Source organism: Stenotrophomonas sp. a6, assembly GCF_030913325.1.
Taxonomy (GTDB): domain Bacteria; phylum Pseudomonadota; class Gammaproteobacteria; order Xanthomonadales; family Xanthomonadaceae; genus Stenotrophomonas; species Stenotrophomonas maltophilia.
This window is the reverse complement of the sequence record NZ_CP133161.1, coordinates 3447364-3472552: the sequence shown is the minus strand read 5'-3', so window position 1 is coordinate 3472552 and position 25189 is coordinate 3447364. Positions and strand designations below refer to the sequence as shown.

At 66.8% G+C, this 25189-nt stretch carries 16 protein-coding genes; 8 read left to right on the top strand and 8 right to left on the bottom strand.

What is annotated here, in order from left to right:
* Nucleotides 1-89 precede the first annotated feature (89 nt).
* Complete coding sequence (locus tag Q9Q79_RS15980; RefSeq protein ID WP_201861965.1) at nucleotides 90-2525, bottom strand: TonB-dependent receptor; 2436 nt, start codon at nucleotides 2523-2525, stop codon at nucleotides 90-92.
* 215 nt (nucleotides 2526-2740) lie between these two features.
* Between Q9Q79_RS15980 and Q9Q79_RS15975 the strand changes: the two genes are divergently transcribed.
* The 4 genes from Q9Q79_RS15975 (at nucleotide 2741) to Q9Q79_RS15960 (ending at nucleotide 8172) form a co-directional block, all read left to right on the top strand.
* Nucleotides 2741-3223, top strand: coding sequence for a DUF3574 domain-containing protein (locus tag Q9Q79_RS15975; RefSeq protein ID WP_010481551.1), 483 nt, complete (start codon nucleotides 2741-2743; stop codon nucleotides 3221-3223).
* Nucleotides 3224-3259: 36 nt separating this feature from the next.
* Nucleotides 3260-4117 (top strand): SH3 domain-containing protein, encoded by an 858-nt coding sequence (locus tag Q9Q79_RS15970; RefSeq protein WP_049395386.1) that lies wholly within the window; start codon nucleotides 3260-3262, stop codon nucleotides 4115-4117.
* A 129-nt stretch (nucleotides 4118-4246) separates the two neighbouring features.
* Nucleotides 4247-5965: a thiamine pyrophosphate-dependent enzyme gene (locus Q9Q79_RS15965; RefSeq protein WP_005410779.1), complete on the top strand. Its 1719-nt coding sequence runs from the start codon at nucleotides 4247-4249 to the stop codon at nucleotides 5963-5965.
* 602 nt (nucleotides 5966-6567) lie between these two features.
* Entirely contained in the window at nucleotides 6568-8172 is a 1605-nt protein-coding gene (locus Q9Q79_RS15960) for a membrane protein (RefSeq protein ID WP_049459605.1), read from the top strand.
* A gap of 79 nt (nucleotides 8173-8251) precedes the next feature.
* Here the strand turns inward: Q9Q79_RS15960 and Q9Q79_RS15955 are convergent, their stop codons facing one another.
* The gene (locus Q9Q79_RS15955; RefSeq protein WP_201862555.1) at nucleotides 8252-8962 is read right to left on the bottom strand and encodes a glutathione S-transferase; all 711 of its coding nucleotides are present in this window, start codon (nucleotides 8960-8962) and stop codon (nucleotides 8252-8254) included.
* 170 nt (nucleotides 8963-9132) lie between these two features.
* Here Q9Q79_RS15955 and Q9Q79_RS15950 point away from each other — a divergent pair, with 170 nt between their 5' ends.
* Both Q9Q79_RS15950 and clpB read left to right on the top strand, forming a co-directional pair.
* Nucleotides 9133-9954, top strand: coding sequence for a DUF3014 domain-containing protein (locus Q9Q79_RS15950; RefSeq protein ID WP_201862557.1), 822 nt, complete (start codon nucleotides 9133-9135; stop codon nucleotides 9952-9954).
* Between the two features lie 181 nt (nucleotides 9955-10135).
* Nucleotides 10136-12721, top strand: a complete 2586-nt coding sequence (gene clpB, locus Q9Q79_RS15945; protein WP_012481080.1) for an ATP-dependent chaperone ClpB — start codon at nucleotides 10136-10138, stop codon at nucleotides 12719-12721.
* 72 nt (nucleotides 12722-12793) lie between these two features.
* Here clpB and Q9Q79_RS15940 read toward each other — a convergent pair whose 3' ends face one another.
* The 3 genes from Q9Q79_RS15940 to Q9Q79_RS15930 all read right to left on the bottom strand — a co-directional run bounded on the left by Q9Q79_RS15940 (nucleotide 12794) and on the right by Q9Q79_RS15930 (nucleotide 15758).
* Complete coding sequence (locus tag Q9Q79_RS15940) at nucleotides 12794-13594, bottom strand: MipA/OmpV family protein (RefSeq protein ID WP_005410774.1); 801 nt, start codon at nucleotides 13592-13594, stop codon at nucleotides 12794-12796.
* Between the two features lie 140 nt (nucleotides 13595-13734).
* Nucleotides 13735-15024, bottom strand: coding sequence for an ATP-binding protein (locus Q9Q79_RS15935; RefSeq protein ID WP_201862559.1), 1290 nt, complete (start codon nucleotides 15022-15024; stop codon nucleotides 13735-13737).
* Nucleotides 15021-15758, bottom strand: coding sequence for a response regulator transcription factor (locus tag Q9Q79_RS15930; RefSeq protein ID WP_111173679.1), 738 nt, complete (start codon nucleotides 15756-15758; stop codon nucleotides 15021-15023). Before Q9Q79_RS15930 ends, Q9Q79_RS15935 begins: the two co-directional genes overlap by 4 nt.
* Nucleotides 15759-15941: 183 nt before the next feature.
* Here Q9Q79_RS15930 and Q9Q79_RS15925 point away from each other — a divergent pair, with 183 nt between their 5' ends.
* Nucleotides 15942-17228, top strand: coding sequence for an aminotransferase class V-fold PLP-dependent enzyme (locus Q9Q79_RS15925; protein WP_201862560.1), 1287 nt, complete (start codon nucleotides 15942-15944; stop codon nucleotides 17226-17228).
* Nucleotides 17229-17630: 402 nt separating this feature from the next.
* Here the strand turns inward: Q9Q79_RS15925 and ybaL are convergent, their stop codons facing one another.
* Nucleotides 17631-19328 (bottom strand): YbaL family putative K(+) efflux transporter, encoded by a 1698-nt coding sequence (gene ybaL / locus Q9Q79_RS15920; RefSeq protein WP_005414286.1) that lies wholly within the window; start codon nucleotides 19326-19328, stop codon nucleotides 17631-17633.
* Between the two features lie 200 nt (nucleotides 19329-19528).
* On the bottom strand, nucleotides 19529-21916 hold the full coding sequence (locus Q9Q79_RS15915; RefSeq protein ID WP_100443389.1) for a TonB-dependent receptor: 2388 nt from the start codon (nucleotides 21914-21916) through the stop codon (nucleotides 19529-19531).
* A gap of 335 nt (nucleotides 21917-22251) precedes the next feature.
* On the opposite strand from Q9Q79_RS15915, the gene Q9Q79_RS15910 reads away from it, so the two are divergent.
* Entirely contained in the window at nucleotides 22252-24117 is a 1866-nt protein-coding gene (locus Q9Q79_RS15910; RefSeq protein WP_005410768.1) for an ABC-F family ATP-binding cassette domain-containing protein, read from the top strand.
* Nucleotides 24118-24195: 78 nt separating this feature from the next.
* On the opposite strand, the gene ampR is transcribed toward Q9Q79_RS15910, so the two are convergent.
* Nucleotides 24196-25062, bottom strand: a complete 867-nt coding sequence (gene ampR, locus Q9Q79_RS15905) for a LysR family transcriptional regulator AmpR (protein WP_005410767.1) — start codon at nucleotides 25060-25062, stop codon at nucleotides 24196-24198.
* Nucleotides 25063-25189: the final 127 nt, after the last annotated feature.

The following is a 25189-nucleotide window of genomic DNA, read 5'->3' as shown; positions in this document are numbered from 1 at the left end:
ATCCGCACCCCGATCACGAAGTTGCCGGCCAGCGGCCGGCACTACCATTTCAGGCGTGCGGACCAACGGTCCGCACCCGCCCAATGCGATCAGAACGTATAGCGGACGCGACCGTAGTAGTACGCGCCGTTGCTGCCGATCGGCGACAGCACGTCATACGGCAGGTTGCCGAAGTAGTGGATATCGCTGTTGGATCGATCCGGGTAGTTGTCGGTCAGGTTCTGGCCGCCGATGGCCACGCTCCAGCGCGGAGTGATGCGGTATTCGACCTCCGCATCCAGCTGCCACTCGGCCTGGTAGGTCTGGCGCGGGATGTAGCCGTCACCGAAGTTGAACACGCGGGTGGCGCTGCCGTAGCGGTTCACACGGGTGCTCAGCGACCAGTGGTCGTTGCTCCACGCGGCAGAGAAGCTGCCGCGGGTACGCGGCGTGGCATCGGTAAGCGTGTTGGTTTCTTCGATGCCGAACAGCACGTAGTCCGGATTCAGTGCACGCAGCTGTGCCGGCGTGGCCAGCACGTTCTTCAGCGTGGTCTTGGTGTACGCATAGGTGCCGGTCAGCAGCAGCTGGCCATCGCCCAGCGACTGGCGCCAGTTGCTCACCAGCTCGGCGCCGCGGGTGCGGGTATTGGCGGCGTTGACGAAGAAGCTGGCGCTCTGCAGGCCGCTGACGCCGTAGTTGGCGGCCACGTAGTCGGTCAGTGCATCGCCGGTGATGCTCTCCGACAGCGCGATGCGATCGTCGATGTCGATCTGGAAGAAGTCCAGTGACAGGTCGAAGTGCTCGCCAATTCGGCTGGTGAAACCCAGCGAGGTATTGATCGACTTCTCCGGCTTCAGGTTCTGCGCACCGAGGCCACGCGCGATCGGGTTGTTGACCGACAACAGGCGGCCCTGCACCAGCTGGCCGCCAGCGTTGTAGCCGGTGGAGGTGGATTCGTAGCCGATCTGTGCCAGCGACGGCGCACGGAAGTTGTTGGAGATGGCACCGCGCAGCGCGAACGCCGGGGTGAATTCATAGCGCAGGCCGAGTTTGCCGGTCAGTTCACCGCCGAAGTCGTCGTTGTGCTCGTAGCGCGCGGCCAGATCGGTGGAGAACTTCTCGCCGAACTGACTGGACAGGCTGGCGTAGGCGCTGGCGACGTCGCGCGACAGGGTGGCCGCGTCCTGCGGGGTCAAGCCGCCACCGGCCTGCGAACCGGTCGGGCGGTCGGTGTACGGGCCGGCCGCATAGCTGGCCGGGTCGCCGGGACGGGTCTGGTAGCGCTCATGGCGCGCTTCCACGCCCAGGCCCAGGGTGTGGCTGATGCTGTCGTTCTGGGTGAACACGCGGCTCAGGTCGAAGTTGCCCACGGTCTGTGCGTATTCGTAATCGGCGGTCTTGAAGCGGGTCGGGCTGGTCGGGCCCAGCGAGGCGTTGAGCGAATCACGCAGGCGGTAGGTGAAGTCGTTCTGGCCGTAGTCCAGGCTGCCGTCGTAGCTCCATTCGCCCCACTGCCCGCGTACACCGGCCACGGCCTGCACGTCGCGGTTCTCGCCCTCGGAGATCGGCCGGTACCCATTCGGATAGACCTGCTTCCAGTTGGCATCGCCATCGGGGTAGCGGAAGTAGTTTGCGCCTTCGGTATCGCGCTGGTTGAAGGTGCCGAATGCATAGAATGTCGAGGTCTGGCCCACCGGGATCTCGGTGTTCAGCCACAGGTTGATGTCCTTGCTCTTGCCATCGCCCAGCACATAGTTGCGCTTGCCCTGCAGCGCCAGGTTGCCCGGGGTCTGGTCCCACGGCGGAATCTGGTCGAAGCCGGCACGGTTGGTGCCGTTGCGATGCTTGTATTCCAGGCCGACGCGCAGGAAGCCGCCGTCCTCGCCCAGCGAGGTGCCGACCTTGGCGCTGATGTTGCCGGTCTGGCCGTCGGTGAGGGTACGCCCGATCGGCTTGAGGTCGGTGTGGTTGGCACCGTAGCTGGCCTCGATCTCGCCACCGTCGCCGCCGTTGTCGAGTATCACGTTGATCACACCGGCCACCGCATCCGAGCCATACAGCGCACCAGCGCCATCACGCAGTACTTCGATGCGCTTGATCGCGCTGACCGGGATCGAATTGAAATCAACCGGGGTGGTGCCCTTGCCGATCTTGCTGTCGGTGTTGACCAGCGCGGTGTGGTGGCGGCGCTTGCCATTGACCAGCACCAGCACCTGGTCCGGCGACAGGCCGCGCAACTGTGCGGCGCGCACATGGTCGGCGCCACCGGAGTTGGACTGGCGCGGGAAGTTGAACGACGGCAACAGCGCCTGCAGCGCGCTGCCCAGCTCGCCGTTGACCACGCCGGCCTTGCGGATGTCCTCGGCGGTGAGCACATCCACCGGCGAGGTGGATTCGAGCACGGTGCGGTCGGCGGCACGGGTGCCGGTGACGATCACCGTGTCCAGGTTGGTGGCGTCCTGGGCCAGGGCCGGGACGGCGGCGGAGGAAAGCGCGAGGGCGATAGCGAGGCCGAGCGGCGACGCGGGCAGGCGGACGGACATGGGGGCTCCAGCAACAACGACGACGGGGAAGGGGGGAGATGGTTTCACTTACATCCATCCGGATGAAGCGATATATTATCTTCGCGTGATGACCGGTGCCGATGCAAGCCCCTGCCGGTCCGGCATGAGTTGATGCCCTGCTGGCATCAGCACGCCGGGCCGGTGGCGCTGTACGCTGCCGGCTCGCCTTGTCCCCCTTCCCCGGAGCTGTACCGATGAAACACCTTGGCCTCGTCTTCGCCGTGCTGCTGGCCACCAGTGGCTGCGCCAGCCTGTCCTCGCAGGCGCCCAGCGCCTATGCCACGGCCACCACCGCCGAACTGAAGGGCGATGCTGCACGCCCGTCCGCCGGCCACGGCTGGGTGCGCAGCGAGCTGTATTTCGGCGTGGGCGAGGAGCAGGGCGCCGGCAACCGCCCGCAGGCCGATACCATCAGCGAGGCGCAGTGGCGCACCTTCCTGGACAAGGAAGTCACTCCGCGCTTCCCGGATGGCCTGACCGTGTTCGATGCCTATGGCCAATGGCTGTTCCGCGGTGATGCCGCGCCCAACCGCCTGCGCACCAAGGTGCTGGTGGTGCTGCACGAGGACACCCCGCAGCGCCGCGCCGACATCGAAGCGATCCGCCTGGCGTGGAAGCAGCAGACCAAGCATCAATCGGTGCTGTGGTCGCGGCAGCCGGTCGAGGTATCGTTCTGAGTTGAAGGTGCCGCCGCGGTGTCGCAGGGAGCAATGATGAATTACAGGGAATGCGTGCTGGGCCTGGTGCTGGCGGGCGTGCTGGCACCGTCGGCGCAGGCAAGTGGCGACGACGGCGAAACGCTGCGTTTCCAGGTGGCCGCGCATGTGCAGGCGCATGCCGATCCGCAGCAGGACGGCAGCATCGCCGTGCAGCTGTCACCGTCGGGCAAGCGCCAGACGCTTGAGGGCGCGGCGGATGCCGATGGCAGTTCGCGATGGTCGCTCGAAGATGTCGATTTCGACGGCTACCCGGAACTGGTCGCACGCGCCTCGGTGGGCATGGTCAACGAAGCGGTGACGGTGTACCGGTTCGATCCGGCCAGTGCGGGGTTCCGCGCGCTGCAGGCCGACACCCACGGCAAGGACAGTTGCGGTGACCTGATGGGGTTGAGCGTGGATGCTGCCACTCGAACCCTGACCAGCAGCTGCCGCAGTGGCCCGATGTGGTACACCGACCAGTACCGGTTTGCAGGCGCGACGCTCCATCTGTACCGCTCTGAGAGCGTGCTGATGCTGGGCGATACCTTGAACGCCGCGCTGCAGTGGGAACAGACCGACGAGCAGGGCCCGTTGGCGGTCTGGCGCACGTATGATCCGGCCGGCCGTGTGCTGGAAAGCGCGATTGCCGATGGCCTGGGCGCACCGCCGGACGGGCCGTTGCAGGGGCAGCAGGCGACCGTGGTACCCGCGCGCCTGTTCCTGTTCGACCGACCCGGCGCGTCCAGCACCAAACGCTACCTGGTGCAGGGTGATCGCGTGGAACTGCTGGATGAACAGGACGGCTGGGTGAAGCTGCGCTACCGCAACCCGAAGCAGGGCGCGGTGGAAGGCTGGATCAACGTCAACGATTGAAGAAAAAGGGGACGGAGGGAATTAAGTCGTTTGCGGCACATACGACTTGATTCCCTCCGTCCCTTTTTTGCGGAGGCATCACTTCATCGGGTCTAGCCTCGGATGTTCCCCCGTTCGAGGATGTATCCGATGAGCAAGCGTGTGGCCGAAATCGTGGTGGACGCCCTGCAGCAGGCCGGTGTCCGCCGTTGCTACGGCATCGTGGGCGATACGCTCAACCATGTGACCGATGCGATGCATGGCAGCGAGATCGCATGGGTGCATGTGCGGCATGAGGAAGTAGCAGCCTTTGCCGCAGGCGCCGATTCGCTGGTGAGCGGCGAACTGACCGCCTGCGCCGGCTCCTGCGGCCCCGGCAGCCTGCATTTCATCAATGGCGTGTTCGAGAGCAACCGCAACCGCGCGCCGATGGTGCTGATCGCCAGCCAGGTGGTGACCAGCGAGCTGGGCATGGAATTCCCACAGGAAGTGGACTTCAAGGCGGTGTACGCCAGTTGTTCGGTGTTCTGCGAGCAGGTGCACAGCGCCGAGCAGGCGCGTCGCGTGGTCACCCTGGCCTGCCAGGCCGCGATCAGCCGCCGTGGCGTGGCGGTGGTGATCCTGCCCGCCGATATCAGCCAGGCCGAAGTGAAGCACGATGTGCCGTTCTCGGTGCATTACACCCAGCCGGTGCTGCGCCCGTCGGATGCTGAGCTGCAGCGCATCGCCGAGTTGCTGGGGCAGGGCAAGCGCATCGGCATCTACGCCGGCGCCGGTTGCCAGGGTGCGCACGCACAGCTGCTGGAACTGGCCCGGCGCCTGCAGGCACCGATCGCGCACACCTCGCGCGCCAAGGATTTCGTTGAGCCGGACAACCCGTACAACATGGGCATGACCGGCATCTTCGGCATCGAATCCGGCTTCCACACGCTGATGGAGTGCGACACGCTGCTGCTGCTCGGCGCCGACTTCGCCTGGGGCCAGTTCTACCCGGACAAGGCCACGATCATCCAGGTCGACCGCGATGGCAGCCATCTCGGCCGCCGCCACCCGGTGAACCTGGGCGTGGTCGGTGACATCGCACCGACGCTGGATGCCTTGCTGCCGATGTTGCCGCCGCGCGAGGACAGCAGTTTCCTGGACGAATGTATCGAACGTCGCGACAAGGCGCTGAAGAAGCGCGAGCAGGAAGAACAGCCGGGCGAGGGCGAGCTGATCCACCCGCAGCATCTGACCGCGCTGCTGTCGAAGTACGCCAGCGACGATGCGCTGTTCACCGCTGACGGCGGCTCGCCGATGGTCTGGGTGCTGCGGCATATCCGCGTCAACGGTCGCCGCCGCACGCTGACCAGCCTGCTGCACGGCACGATGGCCAACGCAATGCCGCAGGCACTGGGCCTGCAGAAGGCGTTCCCCGGCCGGCAGGTGATTTCGCTGTCCGGCGATGGCGGCCTGGCGATGCTGCTGGGCGACCTGCTGACGGCCGTGCAGGAGAACCTGCCGATCAAGGTGGTGGTGTTCAACAATGGCTCGCTGAACTTCGTCGAGCTGGAGCAGAAGGTGGAAGGCCTGCTGGACAACTACACCGACCTGAAGAACCCGGATTTTGGCCGCCTTGCCGAAGTGATCGGCTTCCACGGCCGCACGGTGACGCGCAGCGAGGATCTGGAAGAAGCGGTGCAGGATTTCCTGTCGCAGCGTGGCCCGGCGCTGCTGGACGTGCATACCAGCCGCGCCGAGCTGGTGATGCCGCCGCAGATCGAGGCCAAGCAGGTGGCCGGTACAGCGCTGTATGCAGCCAAGGCGGTATTGAACGGCCGCTTCGACGACGTAAAGCATCTGCTGGTGGACAACTTCCTGAAGAAGTAACGGGGTGGGTTTGATGCAGGGCTGCGCCCTGCACCCGCTACGAGCCGGAGCCAGAGCAGAAGCGGGTTTCCTGAGGGATGGCGGGGTGGGTCCGGTTGCGGGGGACGCCGTAAACCCGTCCCTGGGGGCTTGGCCGCGGCATCCATGCCGCGGACACCCCCGCAACCGGACCCACCCCACCTTCGACAGTTTCCTGCGATCTGTCGGTAGATCCACGCCCTGCGTGGATAGCGTGGAAATGATCGAATTGTTCGTGTAGAGCCGAGCCATGCTCGGCTCAGAGCGAAGCGACCCGCTTTTGCTTTTGATCCTTTGATTCCTTTCCGTGGCTCGCACGCGCAAGGAATTATCAGGGGCCGGTCGGGATGGGCTGCGCAGGACCGTTGGCGCCATGGATGGCGCCATCGAGCCCCCAGGGATGGGTTTACGGCGTGTCCTGCGCAGCCCATCCCGACCGGCCCACTCCGATAAAGCTGCTTTTGACGACCCCCCCAGCCACGAGGGGCTCCGCCGTTGGCTGGAACCCATCATTCCACGACGGAATTGGCGCGCTGGCCCCGCTGGGCCTACCATCGGCGGTCCCCACCCCCACCGCCCCTTCCATGTCCGCTCCCGCTTCCGCCGCACCGCGTCGCTGGTTCGTCGCCGGTGACTTCAACGGCTTCTTCGGCCTGGTCGTCGACAACCTCTCCATCCTCGGCTTCATCGCCATGGCCCTGGTCGGGATCTTCCAGTTTCCCGCCGACGTGGTGTTCGGCCGCATGTTCCCCGGCACCGCCTTCGGCGTGCTGGTCGGCAACCTGCTGTACACCCTGATGGCGCGCCGGCTGGCCGCGCGTACCGGCCGCGACGACGTCACCGCCATGCCGCTCGGTCTGGATGCACCGACCAGCATCGGCATGGCGCTGCTGGTGCTCGGCCCGGCCTTCATCGCCTTCAAGCAGCAGGGCATGGACCCGCACGCTGCGGGCATCGCCACCTGGCAGCTGGGCATGGCCGCGCTGGTCATCATGGGCGTGCTCAAGTTCGTGCTGTCGTTCTTCGGCGAAGCGGTCACCCGCGCGCTGCCGCGAGCCGCGCTGCTGGGTTCCATCGCCGGCATCGCGCTGGTGCTGATGGGCCTGCTGCCGCTGCTGGAAACGCTGCGCTCGCCGCTGGTCGGCTTCACCACGCTCGGTTTGCTGCTGTACGTGCTGATTGCCAAGGGCAAGCTGCCGGTGCGTGGCCCGGGCGTGCTGCTGGCCTTCGTGTTCGGCACCGTGCTGTATTACGGACTCGGCCTGGCCGGGCTGGGCGCACCCGGCTTCCATGTACCTGAGTGGGTGCCGCCGCAGGTGGTGCTGCCGCTGCCGACACTGGGCTTCCTCGACGGCCTGCCCACCGCGATGACCTACCTGCCGCTGCTGCTGCCGTTCGGCCTGCTGATGGTGGTCGGTGGCATCAACGTCTCTGAAAGCGCGCGCGCGGCCGGCGACGACTACCGCACCCGCGACATCCTGCTGGTGGAAGCGGTGGCCACGCTGGTGGCCGGCGTCTGTGGCGGCGTGGCGCAGACCACGCCGTACATCGGCCAGCCGGCCTACAAGCACATGGGTGCGCGCAGCGGCTACACGCTGCTGACCGGCCTGTTCGTCGGCATCGGCGGCATGCTCGGCATCATCTCCGGGCTGGTGCAGTGGCTGCCGCTGGCGGTGCTGGCACCGATCATCGTGTACGTGGCCATCGATATCACTACCCAGGCCTTCCAGGCCACGCCGCGTCACCACACCGGTGCGATGGTGTTCGGTTTCCTGCCGTCGGTGGCGTACCTGCTGGCGATCAAGGCACCCGGCTGGATCGCGCCGGACCAGCTGCCGCAGCTGCTGAGCAAGCTCGACGGCCATGGCCTGCCCGAGCTGGCGGTGATCTTCACCCTCGGCAACGGCTTCATCATCACCTCGATGCTGTGGATTTCGGCGGTGGCGGCGATGGTCGATGGCCGCCTGCGCCGTGCCTGCGGCTTCCTGCTGGTGGCTGCGGTGCTGACCCTGTTCGGCCTGATCCACTCGGTGGATCCGCGTGGTGGCATCTACCTGCCGTGGGAGCTGGACGGCCTGGCGCGCATCATCAGCTGGCAGTTCGCTGGTGCCTACGTGGCACTGGCGTTGCTGCTGGGGTTGCTTTCGCTGCAGAAGCAGCCGGTGCAGCCGCTGGGTGAAAACAACTGACCCAACGGTAGTGCCGGCCGCTGGCCGGCATCCTCATGGGCTTCGGTCGGATCGTGCAGCTGCCGGCCAGCGGCCGGCACTACCGTTCGGCGTCCAGTTCCGGGTAGTGGCGGAAGATGCCGTTGGTGTTGAACGGCAACCGCCGCTCCGAGGCCAGATAGGCGGCGATGTTCGGCCGCTTTGCCACCCGCTCCTGCAGCGCACGCAGCAGGGGCAGGGTCGGCGTCAGTGCCTGCATGCGGCGCGGGAACATGTAGTCCAGTCCGCTCAGCAGCTGGAACAGCGACAGATCCACATAGGAATGCTCGCGCAGTGCGTGGCGGCCACCATTGGCGGCCAGCACCTGCTCGAAGTAGCCGAGGAACTTCGGCAGCCGTTCGCTGCGCAGTGAGGCGGCCCGTGCCTTGGCTTCGGTCTTTTGCTCTTCGTAGTACTTCGATGCGGCAATTGGATGGTGGGTGTCGTGCACCTCGGCTACCAGGTCGGCGATGGTCAGCTGCAACTGCAGTGCCTGCACCCGCCGCGAGGCCGCCTGCGGCACCAGGTCCAGCGTCGGGCCGAGGAAATCCAGGATCGCGGCGACCTGTGCAATGACCTGGCGGCCCGCCTTCAGGAATGGCGGCGCGAAGGGCTGCGCACCTTCACTGCCGCCATCGAGAAACGGCTGCATCACCGCATCGCCGTGCACCCGCGCCATGTCGATGTAGTCGGCACCGGCGTCCTCCAGCGCAAGCCGCACGAACTCGCCACGGCCCTGGATGCCGGTCCAGTAATACAGCGCGTACTGCATGGCAGTGCCTCCACAGAACAAGGCTCACAGCCTCGCGCGCTGCATGCAAAGCAAGTGTGAGCACGGCCTTGCTGCAGGCCTCAACCCGAACGGCAGCGGAACAGGCGGGGAACCGGCTGCAATCGGTGGGGTCACACCTTCACCATGCGTATGGAACGAGGTGCTGCATCATGCAGAGTGGAAAGGCGGTATGGCCCTGGGTGTTGGGCGTGGTGGTGATCGGTGGTGCCGGTGGTTGGCTGTTCCGCGATCAGCTGAAGCGCCTGGCAGACGGTGTTTCGGTGCCGGTGCAATCAACCCCCGCCAGTACCGGCGCGCCCCCACAACCGCAGGCGGCCGCGCAGCCCGCGCCGGCACCACCGCCGATCAGGCATCCGCTGGATACCGAGGCCGCGGCCGACCCGGCGCTGCCAACGCTGGCCGATAGCGATGCGGCGGCCTGGGGCGCATTGAGCCAGCTGTTCCAGGGCGAGGGGCCACTGACCCTGCTGCTGCGCGACCACCTGATCCAGCGCCTGGTTACCCAGGTCGACAACCTGGACAAGCCCAGCGTGCCGCCGACCGCGCTGGCCGCGCGGCCGCTGCCGGGCAGCCTGCAGGTCGAACCCGCCGAGGGCGGCGAACGCATCGCCGCCAGCAACGCGGCGCGCTACGCGCCCTACGTGCAGGCCTTCACCGCGCTCGACCCGGCGGCAACGGCCACCGCCTACAAGCGCTTCTATCCGCTGATCCAGCAGGCCTACGTCGACCTGGGCCGGCCCGAGGGTTACTTCAACGACCGTCTGGTAGCAGTCATCGACCACCTGCTGGAGACCCCGGAACTGGCGCAGCCCCCGGCGGTGCAGCGCGATGCGCGCGGCCGCTACCGCTTTGTCGATCCCACCCTGCAGTTGCGCTCGGTCGGTCAGAAGGCGCTGCTGCGCATGGACGCAGCCCAGGTGAATGCGGTCAAGCAGCAGCTGCGGGCGATCCGCACCGCGATCACCCGCTGAGCCGGTCCGCCGCCCCGGACTGATCGGGATCAACGCGCCGACCACACCGGTTCCGGCATGCTGGCCGAAGCCTGACTGGCCTCGGGGTGCAGTCGCAGCCACCCTTGAAACCGGGTGGGGCAACCGCATCTTTCCAGCATCGCCGGCGCGGGCCGGCCCTGATGACCGATGAGGATTCGCAATGCGGATGGACAAGCTCACCTCGCGTTTCCAGCAGGCGCTGGCAGACGCACAGTCGCTGGCCGTGGGCCGCGACAACAGCATCATCGAACCGGTTCACCTGTTCAGCGCGCTGCTGGACCAGCAGGGCGGCAGCACGCGTCCGCTTCTGGCCCAGGCCGGGGTGAACGTGCCGGTGCTGCGCGAGCGCCTGACCGAGGCGCTGGATGCGCTGCCGAAGGTGTCCGGCCAGGCTGGCAACGTCTCGATGGGCAACGACCTGGGGCGCCTGCTGAACCAGACCGACAAGCTGGCCCAGCAGCACGGGGATGCCTTCATTGCCAGCGAGTGGTTCGTGCTGGCGGCGCTGGACGACGGCGGCACGCTGGGCATGGCGCTGCGCGCCGCCGGTGCCGACAAGACCCGCCTGCAGGCGGCCATCGACAAGCTGCGCGGCGGCGAGAACGTGCAGTCGGAGAATGCCGAGGAACAGCGCCAGGCGCTGGAGAAATACACCATCGACCTGACCGCGCGTGCCGAGAGCGGCAAGCTCGACCCGGTGATCGGCCGTGACGAGGAAATCCGCCGCACCATCCAGGTGCTGCAGCGCCGGACCAAGAACAACCCGGTGCTGATCGGCGAACCCGGCGTGGGCAAGACCGCGATCGTCGAAGGGCTGGCCCAGCGCATCATCAACGACGAAGTGCCCGAAGGCCTGCGCGGCAAGCGCGTGCTGTCGCTGGACATGGGCGCGCTGATTGCCGGGGCCAAGTTCCGCGGCGAATTCGAGGAGCGCCTGAAGGGCGTGCTCAACGACCTGGCCAAGAACGAGGGCCAGATCATCCTGTTCATCGACGAACTGCACACCATGGTCGGCGCCGGCAAGGCCGATGGCGCGATGGATGCCGGCAACATGCTGAAGCCAGCGCTGGCACGCGGCGAGCTGCACTGCATCGGCGCCACCACGCTGGACGAATACCGCAAGTACATCGAGAAGGATGCTGCGCTGGAGCGTCGCTTCCAGAAGGTGTTCGTGGGCGAGCCGTCGGTGGAGGACACCATCGCGATCCTGCGCGGCCTGAAGGAAAAGTACGCGGTGCACCACGGCGTGGAGATCACCGATCCGGCCATCGTCGCGGCTGCGACGTTGTCCAACCGCTACATCACCGACCGCCAGCTGCCGGACAAGGCCATCGACCTGATGGACGAAGCCGCCTCGCGACTGCGCATGGAGATCGACTCCAAGCCGGAAGAGCTGGACCGCCTTGAGCGCCGGGTGATCCAGCTGAAGATCCAGCGCGAGATGCTGAAGAAGGAGAAGGACGAAGCCTCGCGGCAGCGCCTGGCCGACCTGGAAAACGACATCGACGGGCTGGAGCGCGAGTTCTCCGACCTCAATGAAATCTGGAAGTCGGAGAAGGCCGCGCTGCAGGGCGCGACCAAGATCAAGGAACAGGTCGAGCAGGCCAAGCTGGAGCTGGAGGCCGCGCAGCGCCGCCAGGATTTCGCCAAGATGAGCGAGATCCAGTACGGGCTGCTGCCGCAGCTGGAAAAGCAGCTGGCCGCGGCCCAGGAGGCCGAGCACAAGGACTTCAAGCTGGTGCAGGACCGCGTGACCGATGAGGAGATCGCCGAGGTCGTATCGCGCTGGACCGGCATCCCGGTCAACAAGATGCTCGAAGGCGAGCGCGACAAGCTGTTGCGCATGGAAGAGGTGCTGCACAACCGCGTGGTCGGCCAGGAAGAAGCGATCAAGGTCGTCTCCGATGCCGTGCGCCGTTCGCGTGCGGGCCTGTCCGATCCGAATCGCCCGGCCGGCTCGTTCCTGTTCCTCGGCCCGACCGGCGTCGGCAAGACCGAGCTGTGCAAGTCGCTGGCCGAGTTCCTGTTCGACAGTGCCGACGCGATGATCCGCATCGACATGAGCGAATTCATGGAGAAGCACAGCGTGGCCCGCCTGATCGGCGCGCCTCCGGGCTACGTCGGCTACGAGGAAGGTGGCTACCTGACCGAGGCCGTGCGTCGCCGTCCGTACTCGCTGATCCTGCTGGACGAAGTGGAGAAGGCGCATCCGGATGTGTTCAACATCCTGCTGCAGGTGCTGGACGATGGCCGCCTGACCGATGGACAGGGCCGTACCGTGGATTTCCGCAACACCGTCATCGTGATGACCTCGAACCTGGGCTCGCACCAGATCCAGGACATGAGCGCCGACGACAGTCCGGAGGCCTACACGCAGATGAAGGCGGCGGTGATGGGCGTGGTACAGGCGCACTTCCGTCCGGAGTTCATCAACCGCCTGGACGACATCGTAGTGTTCCACCCGCTGGACAAGCAGCAGATCAAGCAGATCGCGCGCATCCAGATGCGTGGGCTTGAAAAGCGGCTGGCCGAGCGCGGGTTGAAGCTGGCGGTCTCCGATGCGGCGTTCGACCTGCTCGGCAACGTCGGCTTCGATCCGGTCTATGGCGCACGCCCGTTGAAGCGTGCAATCCAGTCGCAGCTGGAGAATCCGCTGGCACAGCAGATCCTGTCGGGTGCTTTCGTCAACGGCGATACCATCGAAGTCGGAAACGACGGCGGCCGCCTGGTATTCGCCAAAGCGTGATTCACACGGGGCGCCGCCTGGCCGCAGCGCCCCGTTTCCTGCGAAGTATGCCGGGCCATGCCCGGCGCTCACTCAGAAGCGGTGCGTATAGCCGCTCATCAAGCCGAACTGGTTCGCCTTCTGCACGATCGGGCTGTCGGCGGCATCACCGAGCAGGCGCGTGCCTTCGGCCGAGATGTACCAGTTGCCGTTGCGGCCCACGCGGTGGCTCCACTTCAGGCCGACACCGGCACTGACCAGGCCGGCTTTTGGCTTGTGCTCGGCAAAGCCGGTACGCGCCGCCTGTTCCGGGCTGACGCCGTACCAGGTCTGCATGTAGCCGCGGTTGCCGTAGTCGGTGGACACGCTGCCGCTGACCACGCCGCCGGCCAGGTCGAACAGCGGCATGCTCAGGTTCAGATGGATCTGCTGGGTGGCCAGGCCGTTCTCTGCCTTGTCCTCGTCCTTGCGGGTGAACTGCCAGGAGCCGCTCAGCACGGCTTCGCCCAGCGTATAACCAGCCGAGACGCCGACCAGGGGACGGGCATCGATATCACCCATGCCGCGCAGGAAGTCGGAACCGCCGAGCAGCGAGTCCTTTTCCTTGCGGATGCCGCTGGCGCCGACATACGCGCGCACGCGGGTGTGCTCGCCGATGGAGGTGCCCCAGCCAATGCCACTGGTGCCCAGAAACCATCCACCCGGCGAGGTGACATCAAAGGACAACGACGGCGTCGCACGATACTCCTCGCTGCCGCTGTAGCGCGGCGCCACGCCACCGCCGGCAGCGACCTCGAAGGTCCAGTGGTCATCCTTGGCGTGGGCGATCGGTGCGGCGAACAGCGGCAACAGGGCCAGGCAGAGCAGGGCTGGGGAACGGCGAAGCTGGGACATGGAAACTCTCGACAATGGGAGGAAGGCAGCACGCGCATCCGGCGAGTGCTGCAGGGTCGCTAGCGTGGCGATACGCCGGCGACCGATCCGTCCGCAGTTGTGCGGGAGTTGTAATCAACTGTAATCGCGCCCAGGGGCGTTCAGCTGGCAGCCAGCGGCCAGTGCATTTCCATGCGCGCGCCGCCCAACGTGGCGCGGCTGATGCGAAGTTCGCCGCCGTGGCGGACGGCAATGCGGCTGACGATGGCCAGGCCCAGGCCGAAGCCCCCGGTATCGCGGCTGCGGCTGTCATCCAGGCGGGTGAACGGGCGCATCACCTTCTCGCGATCGGCTTCGGCAATGCCGGGACCGTCGTCATCCACACGCAGGCAGGCGCGGCCGCTGACACCGACCAGCGAGACTTCCACCTGCGAACGCGCATGGCGCAGCGCATTGCCCACCAGATTGCTGAGTGCCAGCTGCAGCAGGCGTGGTTCGGCATCCACCCGCGGCAACGCACTGGGCTGCACGCGCAGTACCACCCCGGCACGTTCGGCATCACGGCGCGCATCGGCCAGGCAGGCCTGCAGCCAGTCGTTGGCTTCGATACGCTGCATCGGCTCGCCCTCGCTGGGATGCTCCAGCCGTTCGTAAGCCAGCAGTTCGCTGACCAGCCGGTTGAGTTCGGCCAGATCGCCGTGCAGGCCCCGCGCCAGCCGTTCGCGGCGTTCGCGGTCATCGCTGTCCTGCATCAGGTCCAGGCCGAAGGCCACGCGCGCGATCGGCGTGCGCAGCTCGTGCGAGATCGCATGGGTCAGGTCGCGCTGGCGCTGCACCAGTTCGGCCACGCGTGCCGCCATGCGGTTGGAGTGGTCGACGATGACCCGGATCTGCGAGCGTGGCGAGACCTGCGCACGTGCCTGCAGATCGCCAGCGCCGATGCGGTCGGCATGCCGGCGCAGCGCTTCCAGGTCGCGCCAGAGCAGGCGCACCCACGCGTACAGGCTGGCGCCCACCAGCAGCAGGATGCTGAGGTAGGCGGCGATGGTCATGTACGTCGTCATCTGCACCGCGCCAGGCAGGCGCAGGTGCAGCCAGCGGCCATCGCTGCCCTCGATGGGCAGCAGGACCTGCTGGTATTGATCGCGCACGATGAAACCGTCGGCCTTCACGGCCACCTGTTCCTGCACGTCGAGTGCGGGAGGTTTGTCGAGCAGGGTCAGGGCGATGCCGTAGTGTGGCTGCCACTGCCGCAGGCGCTCACGCTGCCGGTCGGCATCCAGGCCGGCCAGGCCACTGCGCAGGGCGTACACCTGACCACGCACCTGCTGGACGAAGACGCGATCCTGCACGGGCGTGTAGATGCCGTCCAGGATGTGGTTGAGGAAGAACACCGACACCAGGAAGCAGGCACCCGTGATAAACCACAACCACAGGAACAGCCGCTTCATGCCGTCCAGGCCGACGGATTGAACTGGTAGCCACGACCCCACACGGTCTTGATCCGCCGCGGTTCGCGCGCATCATCACCGAGCTTGCGGCGCAGCTTGCCGATGCTGACATCGACACTGCGGTCCAGGCCGTCAAAGCCGATGCCGCGCACCGCCTGCAGGATCTGGTCGCGCGACAGGATCTGCCCCGGCTGGCTGGCCAGCAGCCACAGGATCTCGAATTCCGTGGTGCCCAGCTCGACCGGCTGACCGTGCAGGTGCACTTCGCGCTGCATGCGGTCGATCAGCAGTTCGCCATGCATCAGACGGCTGGGTGTACCGGTGTTGCTGCTGCCATGACGGCGGCGCAGCAGGGCGCGCAGGCGGGCCAGCAGCAGGCGCGGCTCGATCGGTTTGTGCACATAGTCATCGGCGCCCGATTCCAGGCCCAGCACCTGCTCGATGTCGTCTTCGCAGGCGGTCAGCATCAGGATCGGCACGTCGGAGAAGCTGCGGATCTGCCGGCACACGTCGATGCCGCCGAGGCCGGGCAGCATCAGGTCCAGTACCACCAGCTCGGGCGCATGCTGGCGGCAGGCCGCGCCGGCAAGGTCACCGCGCGCCACATGCTGCACGGCGAAACCATGTTCGTGGAGATAGTCGCTGACCAGCTCGGCCAGGCGACGGTCGTCCTCCACCAACAAGACCTGGGGTGGGGTACCGTTGGCGGTGGGTGTCCAGGGGGATGGCTGCATGCGCGTGGGGCCTCCGTGCCCGGGCAGGAGCGCCCGGCGGCGAAGCCTATCAACGCCCCGTGACCGCTGCCTGAATCGCGGCCAACCTGATAACCCCCGGTATGGACGTCATCGCCAGCAGCTTTCAGCGGCCGGCGACGGCTGGCCTATGGTGGCGGTTTCCCCCGGATGGAGCCTGGCGCAATGAGCGACCCGCAGTGGCAACTGGAAACCCTGGCCGTGCACGGCGGCTACCGTCCCGACCCGACTACCCGCGCGGTGGCGGTGCCGATCTACCAGACGGTGGCGTATGCCTTCGATGACACCCAGCACGGCGCCGACCTGTTCGACCTGAAGGTACCGGGCAATATCTATACGCGCATCATGAACCCCACCACCGACGTGCTGGAGCAGCGCCTGGCCGCGCTGGAAGGCGGCATCGGTGCGCTGGCGCTGGCCTCGGGGCAGGCCGCGATCACCTATGCCATCCAGACCATTGCAGAGGCCGGCGACAACATCGTCGCCTCCAGCGCGCTGTACGGCGGCAGCCTCAACCTGCTGGCGCACACGCTGCCGCAATACGGCATCCAGGCACGCTTTGCTGATCCGGCTGATCCTTCTGCGTTCGCCGCGCTGATCGACGAGCGCACCAAGGCGGTGTTCGTCGAATCGATCGGCAACCCGCGCGGCAACGTCACCGACATCGCTGCGATTGCGGAAGTCGCGCATGCCGCTGGCGTGCCGCTGATCGTCGACAACACCGTGGCCACGCCGTTCCTGCTGCGCCCATTCGAGCACGGCGCCGACATCGTGGTGCATTCGCTGACCAAATACCTGGGCGGCCACGGCACCAGCCTCGGCGGCGCGATCATCGATTCCGGCCGCTTCGACTGGACCGCACAGCCCCAACGCTTCGCGCGGCTCAACCAGCCCGACCCCAGCTACCACGGCGTGGTCTATACCGAAGCCCTGGGGCCAGCGGCCTACATCGGCCGGGCGCGGGTGGTGCCGCTGCGTAATACCGGCGCTGCGTTGTCGCCGTTCAATGCGTTCCTGATCCTGCAGGGCATCGAGACCCTGGCCCTGCGCATGGAACGCATCAACGCCAACGCACTGGCCGTCGCGCAGTTCCTGAAGTCGCACGCTAAGGTGGCGTGGGTGCGCTATGCCGGGCTGGCCGACGATCCCGAGCACGCCGCCGCGCAGCGCTATCTGGGTGGACACGGCTCGGGTGTACTGACCTTCGGCCTGCCGGGCGGGCGCGAGGCAGGCGCACGCTTCCTTGACGCGCTGAAATTGTTCACCCGCCTGGTCAACCTGGGCGATGCGAAGTCACTGGCCGCCCATCCCGCCTCGACCACCCACCGCCAGTTGGATGCGGCGGAGCTGGCCAAGGCCGGCGTCAGTGAAGACACCGTGCGGCTGTCGATCGGCATTGAACATATCGGCGACCTGCGTGCCGACCTGGAACAGGCCCTGGCCGGCGCCTGATAGCCACACGCTTGGTCGTCATCGCCACAGGCGATCACCACCGGTGCCGCGATGCGCTACGGTGGAACTGCCTCTCCAAGGCGTGGCAACGTGGCGATCCAGATCCCCGGTCGATGCGGGTCGACCGGGGATTTTTTTGTTTCCGGGGTCAGATCCGTTTTCCTGTGGAAAACGGATCTGACCCCATGCACCAACAGCAGCGGGGAACTGTCGAAGGCGGGGTGGGTCCGGTGGCGGGAGTGTCCGCGGCATGGATGCCGCGGCCAAGCCCCCATGGAAGGGTTTACGGCGTCTCCCGCCACCGGACCCACCCCGCCATCCCACGGAATGCCTGCTTTTGCCGTTGCAGTTGAAGTTGCTTCAGCAGGTGCAGGGCTGCGAGCCCTGCCGCACGCACACCCCTCACACCACCGGAATACTGTGCTGGCCCAACCCGCGATACGGCGGCGTGGCCATCACCATCTCCGCCAGCGAATACGCCAGCTCACGTTCGGCCATCACTGTGCCATCCGCACCGTGTTCCAGCAGATGCTTCACCTCGGCGTCGCTGTGCGCACGCGCCAGCAGGGTCAGATCCGGGTTGATCGCCCGCAGCTTGGCCAGTGCCTCACCGGCTTCCAGCGGCTGCGGAATCGCCAGCACCGCGATCTTCGCGCGTTCCGGATGGGCCTCGGCCAGCACCCGGTCGGCAGCGGCACTGCCGCGGATCGCCGCCAGGCCCTTGGCGTGCGCCTGCTCGACGTGTTCCTTGTTGTCATCGATCACCAGCACCGGCACGCCACGGTCGCGCAGCACCTGCGCCAGTTCGCTGCCCACCCGGCCATAGCCGATCACGATGGCGTGGTCATGCAGGTCGCGCGACGGGCCGATCGCTTCGGGCGGCTCGGGTACCTGCGGAGACTGCTCCTGCTTGGCCTGCCAACGGTCGAGCAGGCCGAACACCAGCGGGTTGAGCATGATCGACACCAGCGCACCGGCCAGCACCAGCGACTGGCCCTCCTTCGGCAGGATCTGCAGCGCCACGCCGAGGCCGGCGATGATGAAGGCGAACTCGCCGATCTGCGCCAGGCTGGCCGAGATGGTCAGCGCGGTGCTGGTCGGGTGGCCGAACGCACGCACGATGAAGAACGCGGCGGCCGACTTGCCGAACATGATGATCAGCACCGTGGCCAGCACCTGCCACGGGTGCTGCACGATGATGTTGGGGTCGAACAGCATGCCGACCGACACAAAGAACAACACCGCGAACGCATCGCGCAGCGGCAGCGAATCATGCGCGGCCTTGTGGCTCAGCTCCGATTCGTTGAGCAGCATGCCGGCAAAGAACGCGCCCAGCGCGAACGAGACGCCGAACAGCATCGCCGAGCCGAACGCCACGCCCAGCGCGATCGCCAGCACGGACAGGGTGAACAGCTCACGCGAACCGGTACCGGCGATGCGTTCCAGGATCCACGGGATGACCCGGCGCCCGACCACCAGCATCACCGCCACGAACAGGCCCAGCTGCACGAAGGTCCAGCCGATATCGGCCAGCACGCTGCCCAGCGAGTGCGATTCCTTGGCCGCGTCGGGGCCGAACACGCCGGCCATCACCGGCATCATCACCAGTGCCAGCACACAGGCCAGGTCTTCCACGATCAGCCAGCCGACCGCGATCTTGCCGCGCATGGTCTCCAGCAGACGGCGTTCCTCCATCGCCCGCAGCAGCACCACGGTACTGGCGGTGGCCAGCGAGAAACCGAAGATGACGCCATGGATGGCCGGCCAGCCCATCAGCGAGGCCACGCCCCAGCCGAGCAGGGTGGCCACTGCGATCTGCCCAATGGCACCGGGAATGGCGATGGCCTTGACCGCCATCAGGTCCTTCAGCGAGAAGTGCAGGCCGACACCGAACATCAGCAGCATCACGCCCAGTTCGGCCAGCTGGTTGGCCAGCGCCTGGTCGGCGACGAAGCCGGGGGTGAACGGACCTACGCAGATGCCAGCAACCAGGTAACCGACCAGGGGAGACAAGCGGAGCTTGTTGGCCAGCGCGCCGAAGATGAAGGCGAGCCCCAGGCCAACGGCAACGATGTTGATCAGGTCGGTGTCATGGTGCATCGGCACTCGCAGAAAGCAGGGGGATACCCCGATTTTCACCGAAGCGGCCAGATACGGCAAACCCGCCGTCCACGTGCCGTGGCCGGCGGGTTTGTCCACGCATTTCTCCTCTACCCCCGCCATCGGCGCGCCCCTTCAACAAGAAGGGGCGCTCCTCCAGACGCGGCCCGGGTATGCCGGCCAGCGGCCGGCTCTACCCCTTACCAGGTGTACTTGATCCGCCCGTACACATACGCGCCGTTGAAGCCGAACGGCGAGTAGTTGCTGTACGGCAGCATGCCGAAGGTCGAGTTCTGCAGGTCTTCGGTGCGGTCCGGGTACTTGTCCAGCAGGTTGTCGGCGCCCACGGTCAGGGTCCAGTTGCTGCTCGGCTTGTAGCTGGCCGAGGCATCCACCACCCAGGCGTCGCCGTAGGTCTGGTCACGCAGCGCGGTGGCCGAGTTGCGCACGGTGAATTTGCCGTAGCGGGTGGCGGCCAGGCCCAGTTCCCAGTGGTCCGAGCGCCAGGTGCCGCTCAGGATCGCCTTGTCGCGCGGGTAGCTGTCCTCGATGCGGCCAATTTCATCGCGACCGATCAGCGACTGGGTCAGGCCCAGCGTGCCGAACACCGGCGGGGTGCCGCCAACGCGGCGCACTTCGGTATCGTTATAGCTGTACGCAGCGGTCAGCTCCAGGCTGCTGGCGTTGAACGGCACCGTATAGCTGGACACGAAGTCGACGCCACGGGTGCGCGTATCCAGGCCGTTGGTGAAGTAGGAGAACGCGGTCACCTGCGGCAGGCCCAGGGTGCCCAGCAGCGCGCTGGTGGCCGCGTTGGTGGTGATGCTGGACGACAATGCGATGCGGTCATCGATGTCGATCTGGTAGGCGTCGACGGTGATATACAGGCGGTCGGCCGGCTGCAGCACGAGGCCCAGGCTATAGGAGGTGGAGGTTTCGGCCTTCAACGGCGAGGCGCCCAGCGCCTGCGCGGCCGGGCTGGTGGTCGGGAAGGTGCCACGCTCGACGAATACGCCATTGAGGAACTGGCTGGTGACCGCCTGGTAGCCCTGCTGCGCCAGCGACGGTGCACGGAAGCCACTGGAGGCGGTGGCCCGCAGCGCGACCTTGTCGGTGAATGCATAGCGCGCCGAAAGCTTGCCGGAGAAGCGGTCGCCGAAGTCCGAGTAGTCCTCGTAGCGGCCGGTGATGCCGGCCGAGAACTTCTCGGTCAGGTCCGCTTCCAGACCAGCATAGACCGCGTAGTTGTGGCGGTCGGCATGCACTTCATTGGTCGGGGTGAAGCCCGCGAAGCCCTGCGCGCCGCTGCCGGTGTACGAGTTCAGTTCGCCCGGGTTCTGGTCCCACTTTTCCTTGCGGTACTCACCACCGAAGGACAGCGTGACCGGGTAGGCCAGGCCCCAGTCCAGCGACTTGGTCAGGTCGGCATTGAAGATGTCCTGCTGGTACTTCAGCGTGCCGTCGTAGAACGAGCGCGGGCTGGTTGCGCCGAGGCTGTAGTTGATGCTGTTGCGGGTGTGGAAGTCGAGGGTGTTCTCACCGTGGTTCAGGCTCAGGTCCCAGGTCCAGCCGTTGTCGGTGTTGCCCTTGACCCCGGCCACCAGCGAGCGGTCCTTCGAATACTGGTTGATCTCCGGCACGAAGCCGTCGGGGTAGGTCTGCGCCAGCAGCGCGCTCTGCCCGCTGTGGTTGCGCGAACGGTAGAACGCGAACGAGGTGATGTCGCGGTTGCTGAGCAGCGCGCTGGCGTAGCCGGTCACGTGGTCGCTGAAGTCGAAGCTGGCGTTGGCCGACGCGGCGGTGGCATCCACGCGCGGGTCGCCGACGATGAAGGTCTTCTGGCCGATGCTGGGGAAGTTGCCGGTGTTCGGCGTGGCGCCGCGGTACGGGCCGGCGCGGTTGCTCTCGTCCTGCTGGCTGATCTGGCCAGCCACGTGCACGCGACCACGGCCGTTGCCGAACTCGACGCCGGTATCGCCGGAGAGCTGGTACTTGTTGCCGTCACCGGCCGAGTACTGGCCGTAGTCCACGGCCAGGCTGCCGCCACGGCCGCTGCCCTTGAGCACGATGTTGATGACGCCTGCAATGGCGTCCGAGCCGTACTGTGCCGACGCACCGTCGCGCAGCACTTCCACGCGCTCGATGGCGGCGATCGGGATCGCATTGATGTCCACCGCCGACGAGCCACGGCCGATGCTGCCGTTGACGTTGATCATCGCCGAGGTGTGGCGGCGCTTGCCGTTGACCAGCACCAGCACCTGGTCCGGCGACAGGCCGCGCAGCTGCGCCGGGCGCACGCCACTGGTGCCGTCGGTCAAGGCCGGGCGCGGGAAGTTCAGCGAGGGCAGGGCGCGCGACAGTGCGGTGGCCAGTTCACTGGTGCCGGTGGACTGCAGCACTTCAGGGGTGATGATGTCGATCGGCGACTGCGATTCGGCGACGGTGCGGTCGGCCACGCGGGTGCCGGTGACGATCACCGTGTCCAGGGTGTTGGCGGCGGTGCCGGCCTGCTGGGCAGCGGCAACGAACGGAGAGCCACCGAGTGCGACAGCGACGGCGGCGGCGATCAGGCTGGTCTTGCGGGTCATCGGGATGGGGCTCCGGTTGGCGGGGGTGGCACCGGAATCGACATCACGGGGGTGAGGCGGACGGCGGTTGTTGCGGTGCGCAAGGCAGGAATTAACGGGATATTCAGTGCCTGTCAAATGGTTGCAACAGGAAAAAACGTTGCAGCAGCAACCATTTAGCGGCAGAGGGCAGCGGCGGGAGGTGGGGCCCGGGGGCTGCGCGGGGCCGACGAGGGAGAGAGTTGGCCTGCCGCCGCGCATCCCGGGGCGCGTCAAGTATTCGTTAACGCTAGAATTACGTCGCAGGAACAGTGCTCACCAGCACATTCCATCCGGTTATATGGACCCCTCCCCCGATGATCTCCCTTCGTAATTTCGCCTTGCGCCGCGGCGAGCGGCTGCTGTTGTCCAATGTCGACCTGACCCTGCACGCCGGTTACCGGGTGGGCGTGGTCGGCCGCAACGGTGCTGGCAAGTCCAGCCTGTTCGCGGCGGTGAAGGGCGAGCTGGAGGCCGACAAGGGTGACGTCGACCTGCCCGGCAAGGTCCGTATCGCCAGCGTGGCCCAGGAAACCCCGTCGCTGCCGGACCCGGCGCTGAGCTTTGTGCTGGGCGGGGATACCGATGTGGCTGCGGTGCTGGCTGAAGAGGCTGAGGCAACCGCGCGCGAAGATTGGGAGGCGGTGGCCAACGCGCACACGAAGATGGCCGAGATGGGGGCCTACGACGCCGAAGCGCGCGCCGGCAAGCTGCTGCACGGCCTCGGTTTCCCGGCCGAGACCCACCACCGCGCGGTGTCCTCGTTCTCCGGCGGCTGGCGCGTACGCCTGAACCTGGCCCGCGCGCTGATGATGCCCAGCGACCTGCTGCTGCTGGACGAACCGACCAACCACCTGGACCTGGACGCGGTGTACTGGCTGGAGCAGTGGCTGCTGAAGTACCCCGGCACCCTGCTGTTGATCTCGCATGACCGCGAGTTCCTCGACAACGTGGCCACCCACACCCTGCACCTGCACGGCGGCGGCGCCAAGCTCTACCCGGGCGGTTATACCGATTTCGAGCGCCAGCGCGCCGAACAGCTGCGCCAGCAGCAGATCGCGCACGAGAAGGAACAGGCCGAGCGCGCCCACCTGCAGAGCTTCATCGACCGCTTCAAGGCACAGGCCAGCAAGGCCGCGCAGGCACAGAGCCGCATGAAGCGCCTGGCCAAGCTGGCCGGCACCGAAGCAGTGCGCGCCGAGCGCGAGTTCCGCATCGAGTTCGCGCCGCCGGCCAAGCTGCCGTTCTCACTGATCCGCCTGAACCATGTCGAGGCCGGCTACGGCAAGGACGCAGTGATCCTGCACAACGTCGGCTTCGGTCTGGAAGCGGGCCAGCGCATTGGCCTGCTCGGCCCGAACGGTGCCGGCAAGACCACCCTGGTGAAGACCCTGGTGGGCGAGCTGGCGCCGATCGTCGGCGAGCGCATGGCGCACCCGGACCTGAAGATCGGCTACTTCGCCCAGCACACGGTGGAGTCGCTGCACGAAGGCCAGTCGCCGATGGAGCACTTCCGCGAGATCGCCCCGGACGCACCGAACCAGTCGTTCCGCGACTTCCTCGGCAAGTGGAACTTCCCGGGTGACCGCGCGTTCGAGCCGGTCGATGGCTTCTCCGGTGGCGAGCGCGCACGCCTGGCGCTGGCGCTGATCGCCTGGCAGCAGCCAAACGTGCTGCTGCTGGACGAACCGACCAACCACCTTGACCTGGAAATGCGCGAAGCGCTGGCCGAAGCATTGGCCACCTTCGAAGGCGCGATCGTGATGGTCTCGCACGACCGCCATCTGATCGGCCTGGTCTGCGATACCTACTGGCGCGTGGCCGATGGCGTGGTCGAGCCGTTCGATGGCGACCTGGATGCCTACGCCGCGTGGCTGCGTACCCGCCCGCAGGCGCAGGGCACCAAGGCGCGCATGGAACAGGTGGAAGAGCCGGTGGTGGTCAAGACCACCCCGGTGGCGCAGGTGGTGCAGAAGAAGCCGGTGAACCCGCACAAGCTGGCCGCCGCTGAAGCCAAGGTGGCCGAGCTGGAAGGTGCCCTGGCCGAGCTGGACCGCCAGCTGGCCGACCCGGCCAACTACGCCGATGCCACGCGCATGGCCGTGCTTGGCCGCGATCGCGAAACCGCCGCCGCGCAGCTGGAAAAGGCCGAAGCCGCCTGGATGGAACTGCTCGAGTCCTGACCGGTAGTGCCGGCCGCTGGCCGGCAGCGCGATGCGCCCACAACGATCAAGGGATTGCCGGCCAGCGGCCGGCACTGCCTACCCGCCCTGTGCCTGCAGCCATTCGCGGAAGCGCCTGGCCGGCTCACGTTCGGCACGCGATCGCAGCCGCGTCAGCCAGTAGCGCCCCAGCTCCAGCGTGGTGCTGAACGGCTGCAGCAGGCGACCCTCGGCCAGTTCCTGCTCGAACATGCGCAGCGGCAGCAAGGCCACACCGGCGCCACCGGCGGCCGCCATCGCGACCGTCAACGAGGAATCGAATACCGGCCCGCGCGCTTCCACGCCGCTGACCCCGGCCGCCTGCAGCCAGCGCGGCCATTCGTCGCTGCGGTAGGAACGAAGCAGCGGCAGCGTGCCCAGGTCGCGTGGCTGTTTCAGGCGCCGCGCCAGCGCCGGTGCGCACAGCGGTGCAAACGGCGCGTCGAGGATCGCCGTGCACGCCTGGCCCTGCCAGTCGCCATCACCAAAGCGGATCGCCAGGTCCAGCCCTTCTCCGGCCAGGTCGATGCGGTTGTTGTGGGTCTGCAGGCGCAGCTCGATGTCCGGGTGCGCTGCCTCGAACGCGGCCAGCCGTGGAAGCAGCCAGCCGGTGGCGAAGGTGCCGACCACGCCCAGGGTCAGCACTTCACGCGCAGGTCCGCCGGTGTAACGCGCGATGCTGGCGGAGATGCGCTCGAACGATTCGTTGAGCACCGGATACAGGGCCGCGCCTTCATCGGTGAGCGCCACGCCGCGCGGGAGGCGATGGAACAGGCGGATGCCGAGCCGGTCCTCCAGTCCACGGATCTGGTGGCTCAGTGCGGCCTGGCTGACACACAGCTCCAGCGCGGCACGGGTGAAGTTCTGGTGGCGGGCGGCGGCCTCGAAGGCGCGCAGCGCGTTCAGTGGCAGGGTAGGGTGCAACATCGCGCAGTCGTGAGCTGGAGTGATGGATGATCCTAACGCTTCAACGAAACATTTCGGAAAATTAAGGGGTTGAATGCGTCAGACATTAATTGAACTAATGTCTATCGCAGATTTTTTGCGCTGGTCG

Excerpts from the sequence above, each read along its gene's own strand:
- Q9Q79_RS15980 (WP_201861965.1), bottom strand. The coding sequence starts at position 2,525 with ATGTCCGTCCGCCTGCCCGCGTCGCCGCTCGGCCTCGCTATCGCCCTC.
- Q9Q79_RS15975 (WP_010481551.1), top strand. The coding sequence starts at position 2,741 with ATGAAACACCTTGGCCTCGTCTTCGCCGTGCTGCTGGCCACCAGTGGC.
- Q9Q79_RS15970 (WP_049395386.1), top strand. The coding sequence starts at position 3,260 with ATGAATTACAGGGAATGCGTGCTGGGCCTGGTGCTGGCGGGCGTGCTG.
- Q9Q79_RS15965 (WP_005410779.1), top strand. The coding sequence starts at position 4,247 with ATGAGCAAGCGTGTGGCCGAAATCGTGGTGGACGCCCTGCAGCAGGCC.
- Q9Q79_RS15960 (WP_049459605.1), top strand. The coding sequence starts at position 6,568 with ATGTCCGCTCCCGCTTCCGCCGCACCGCGTCGCTGGTTCGTCGCCGGT.
- Q9Q79_RS15955 (WP_201862555.1), bottom strand. The coding sequence starts at position 8,962 with ATGCAGTACGCGCTGTATTACTGGACCGGCATCCAGGGCCGTGGCGAG.
- Q9Q79_RS15950 (WP_201862557.1), top strand. The coding sequence starts at position 9,133 with ATGCAGAGTGGAAAGGCGGTATGGCCCTGGGTGTTGGGCGTGGTGGTG.
- clpB (WP_012481080.1), top strand. The coding sequence starts at position 10,136 with ATGCGGATGGACAAGCTCACCTCGCGTTTCCAGCAGGCGCTGGCAGAC.
- Q9Q79_RS15940 (WP_005410774.1), bottom strand. The coding sequence starts at position 13,594 with ATGTCCCAGCTTCGCCGTTCCCCAGCCCTGCTCTGCCTGGCCCTGTTG.
- Q9Q79_RS15935 (WP_201862559.1), bottom strand. The coding sequence starts at position 15,024 with ATGAAGCGGCTGTTCCTGTGGTTGTGGTTTATCACGGGTGCCTGCTTC.
- Q9Q79_RS15930 (WP_111173679.1), bottom strand. The coding sequence starts at position 15,758 with ATGCAGCCATCCCCCTGGACACCCACCGCCAACGGTACCCCACCCCAG.
- Q9Q79_RS15925 (WP_201862560.1), top strand. The coding sequence starts at position 15,942 with ATGAGCGACCCGCAGTGGCAACTGGAAACCCTGGCCGTGCACGGCGGC.
- ybaL (WP_005414286.1), bottom strand. The coding sequence starts at position 19,328 with ATGCACCATGACACCGACCTGATCAACATCGTTGCCGTTGGCCTGGGG.
- Q9Q79_RS15915 (WP_100443389.1), bottom strand. The coding sequence starts at position 21,916 with ATGACCCGCAAGACCAGCCTGATCGCCGCCGCCGTCGCTGTCGCACTC.
- Q9Q79_RS15910 (WP_005410768.1), top strand. The coding sequence starts at position 22,252 with ATGATCTCCCTTCGTAATTTCGCCTTGCGCCGCGGCGAGCGGCTGCTG.
- ampR (WP_005410767.1), bottom strand. The coding sequence starts at position 25,062 with ATGTTGCACCCTACCCTGCCACTGAACGCGCTGCGCGCCTTCGAGGCC.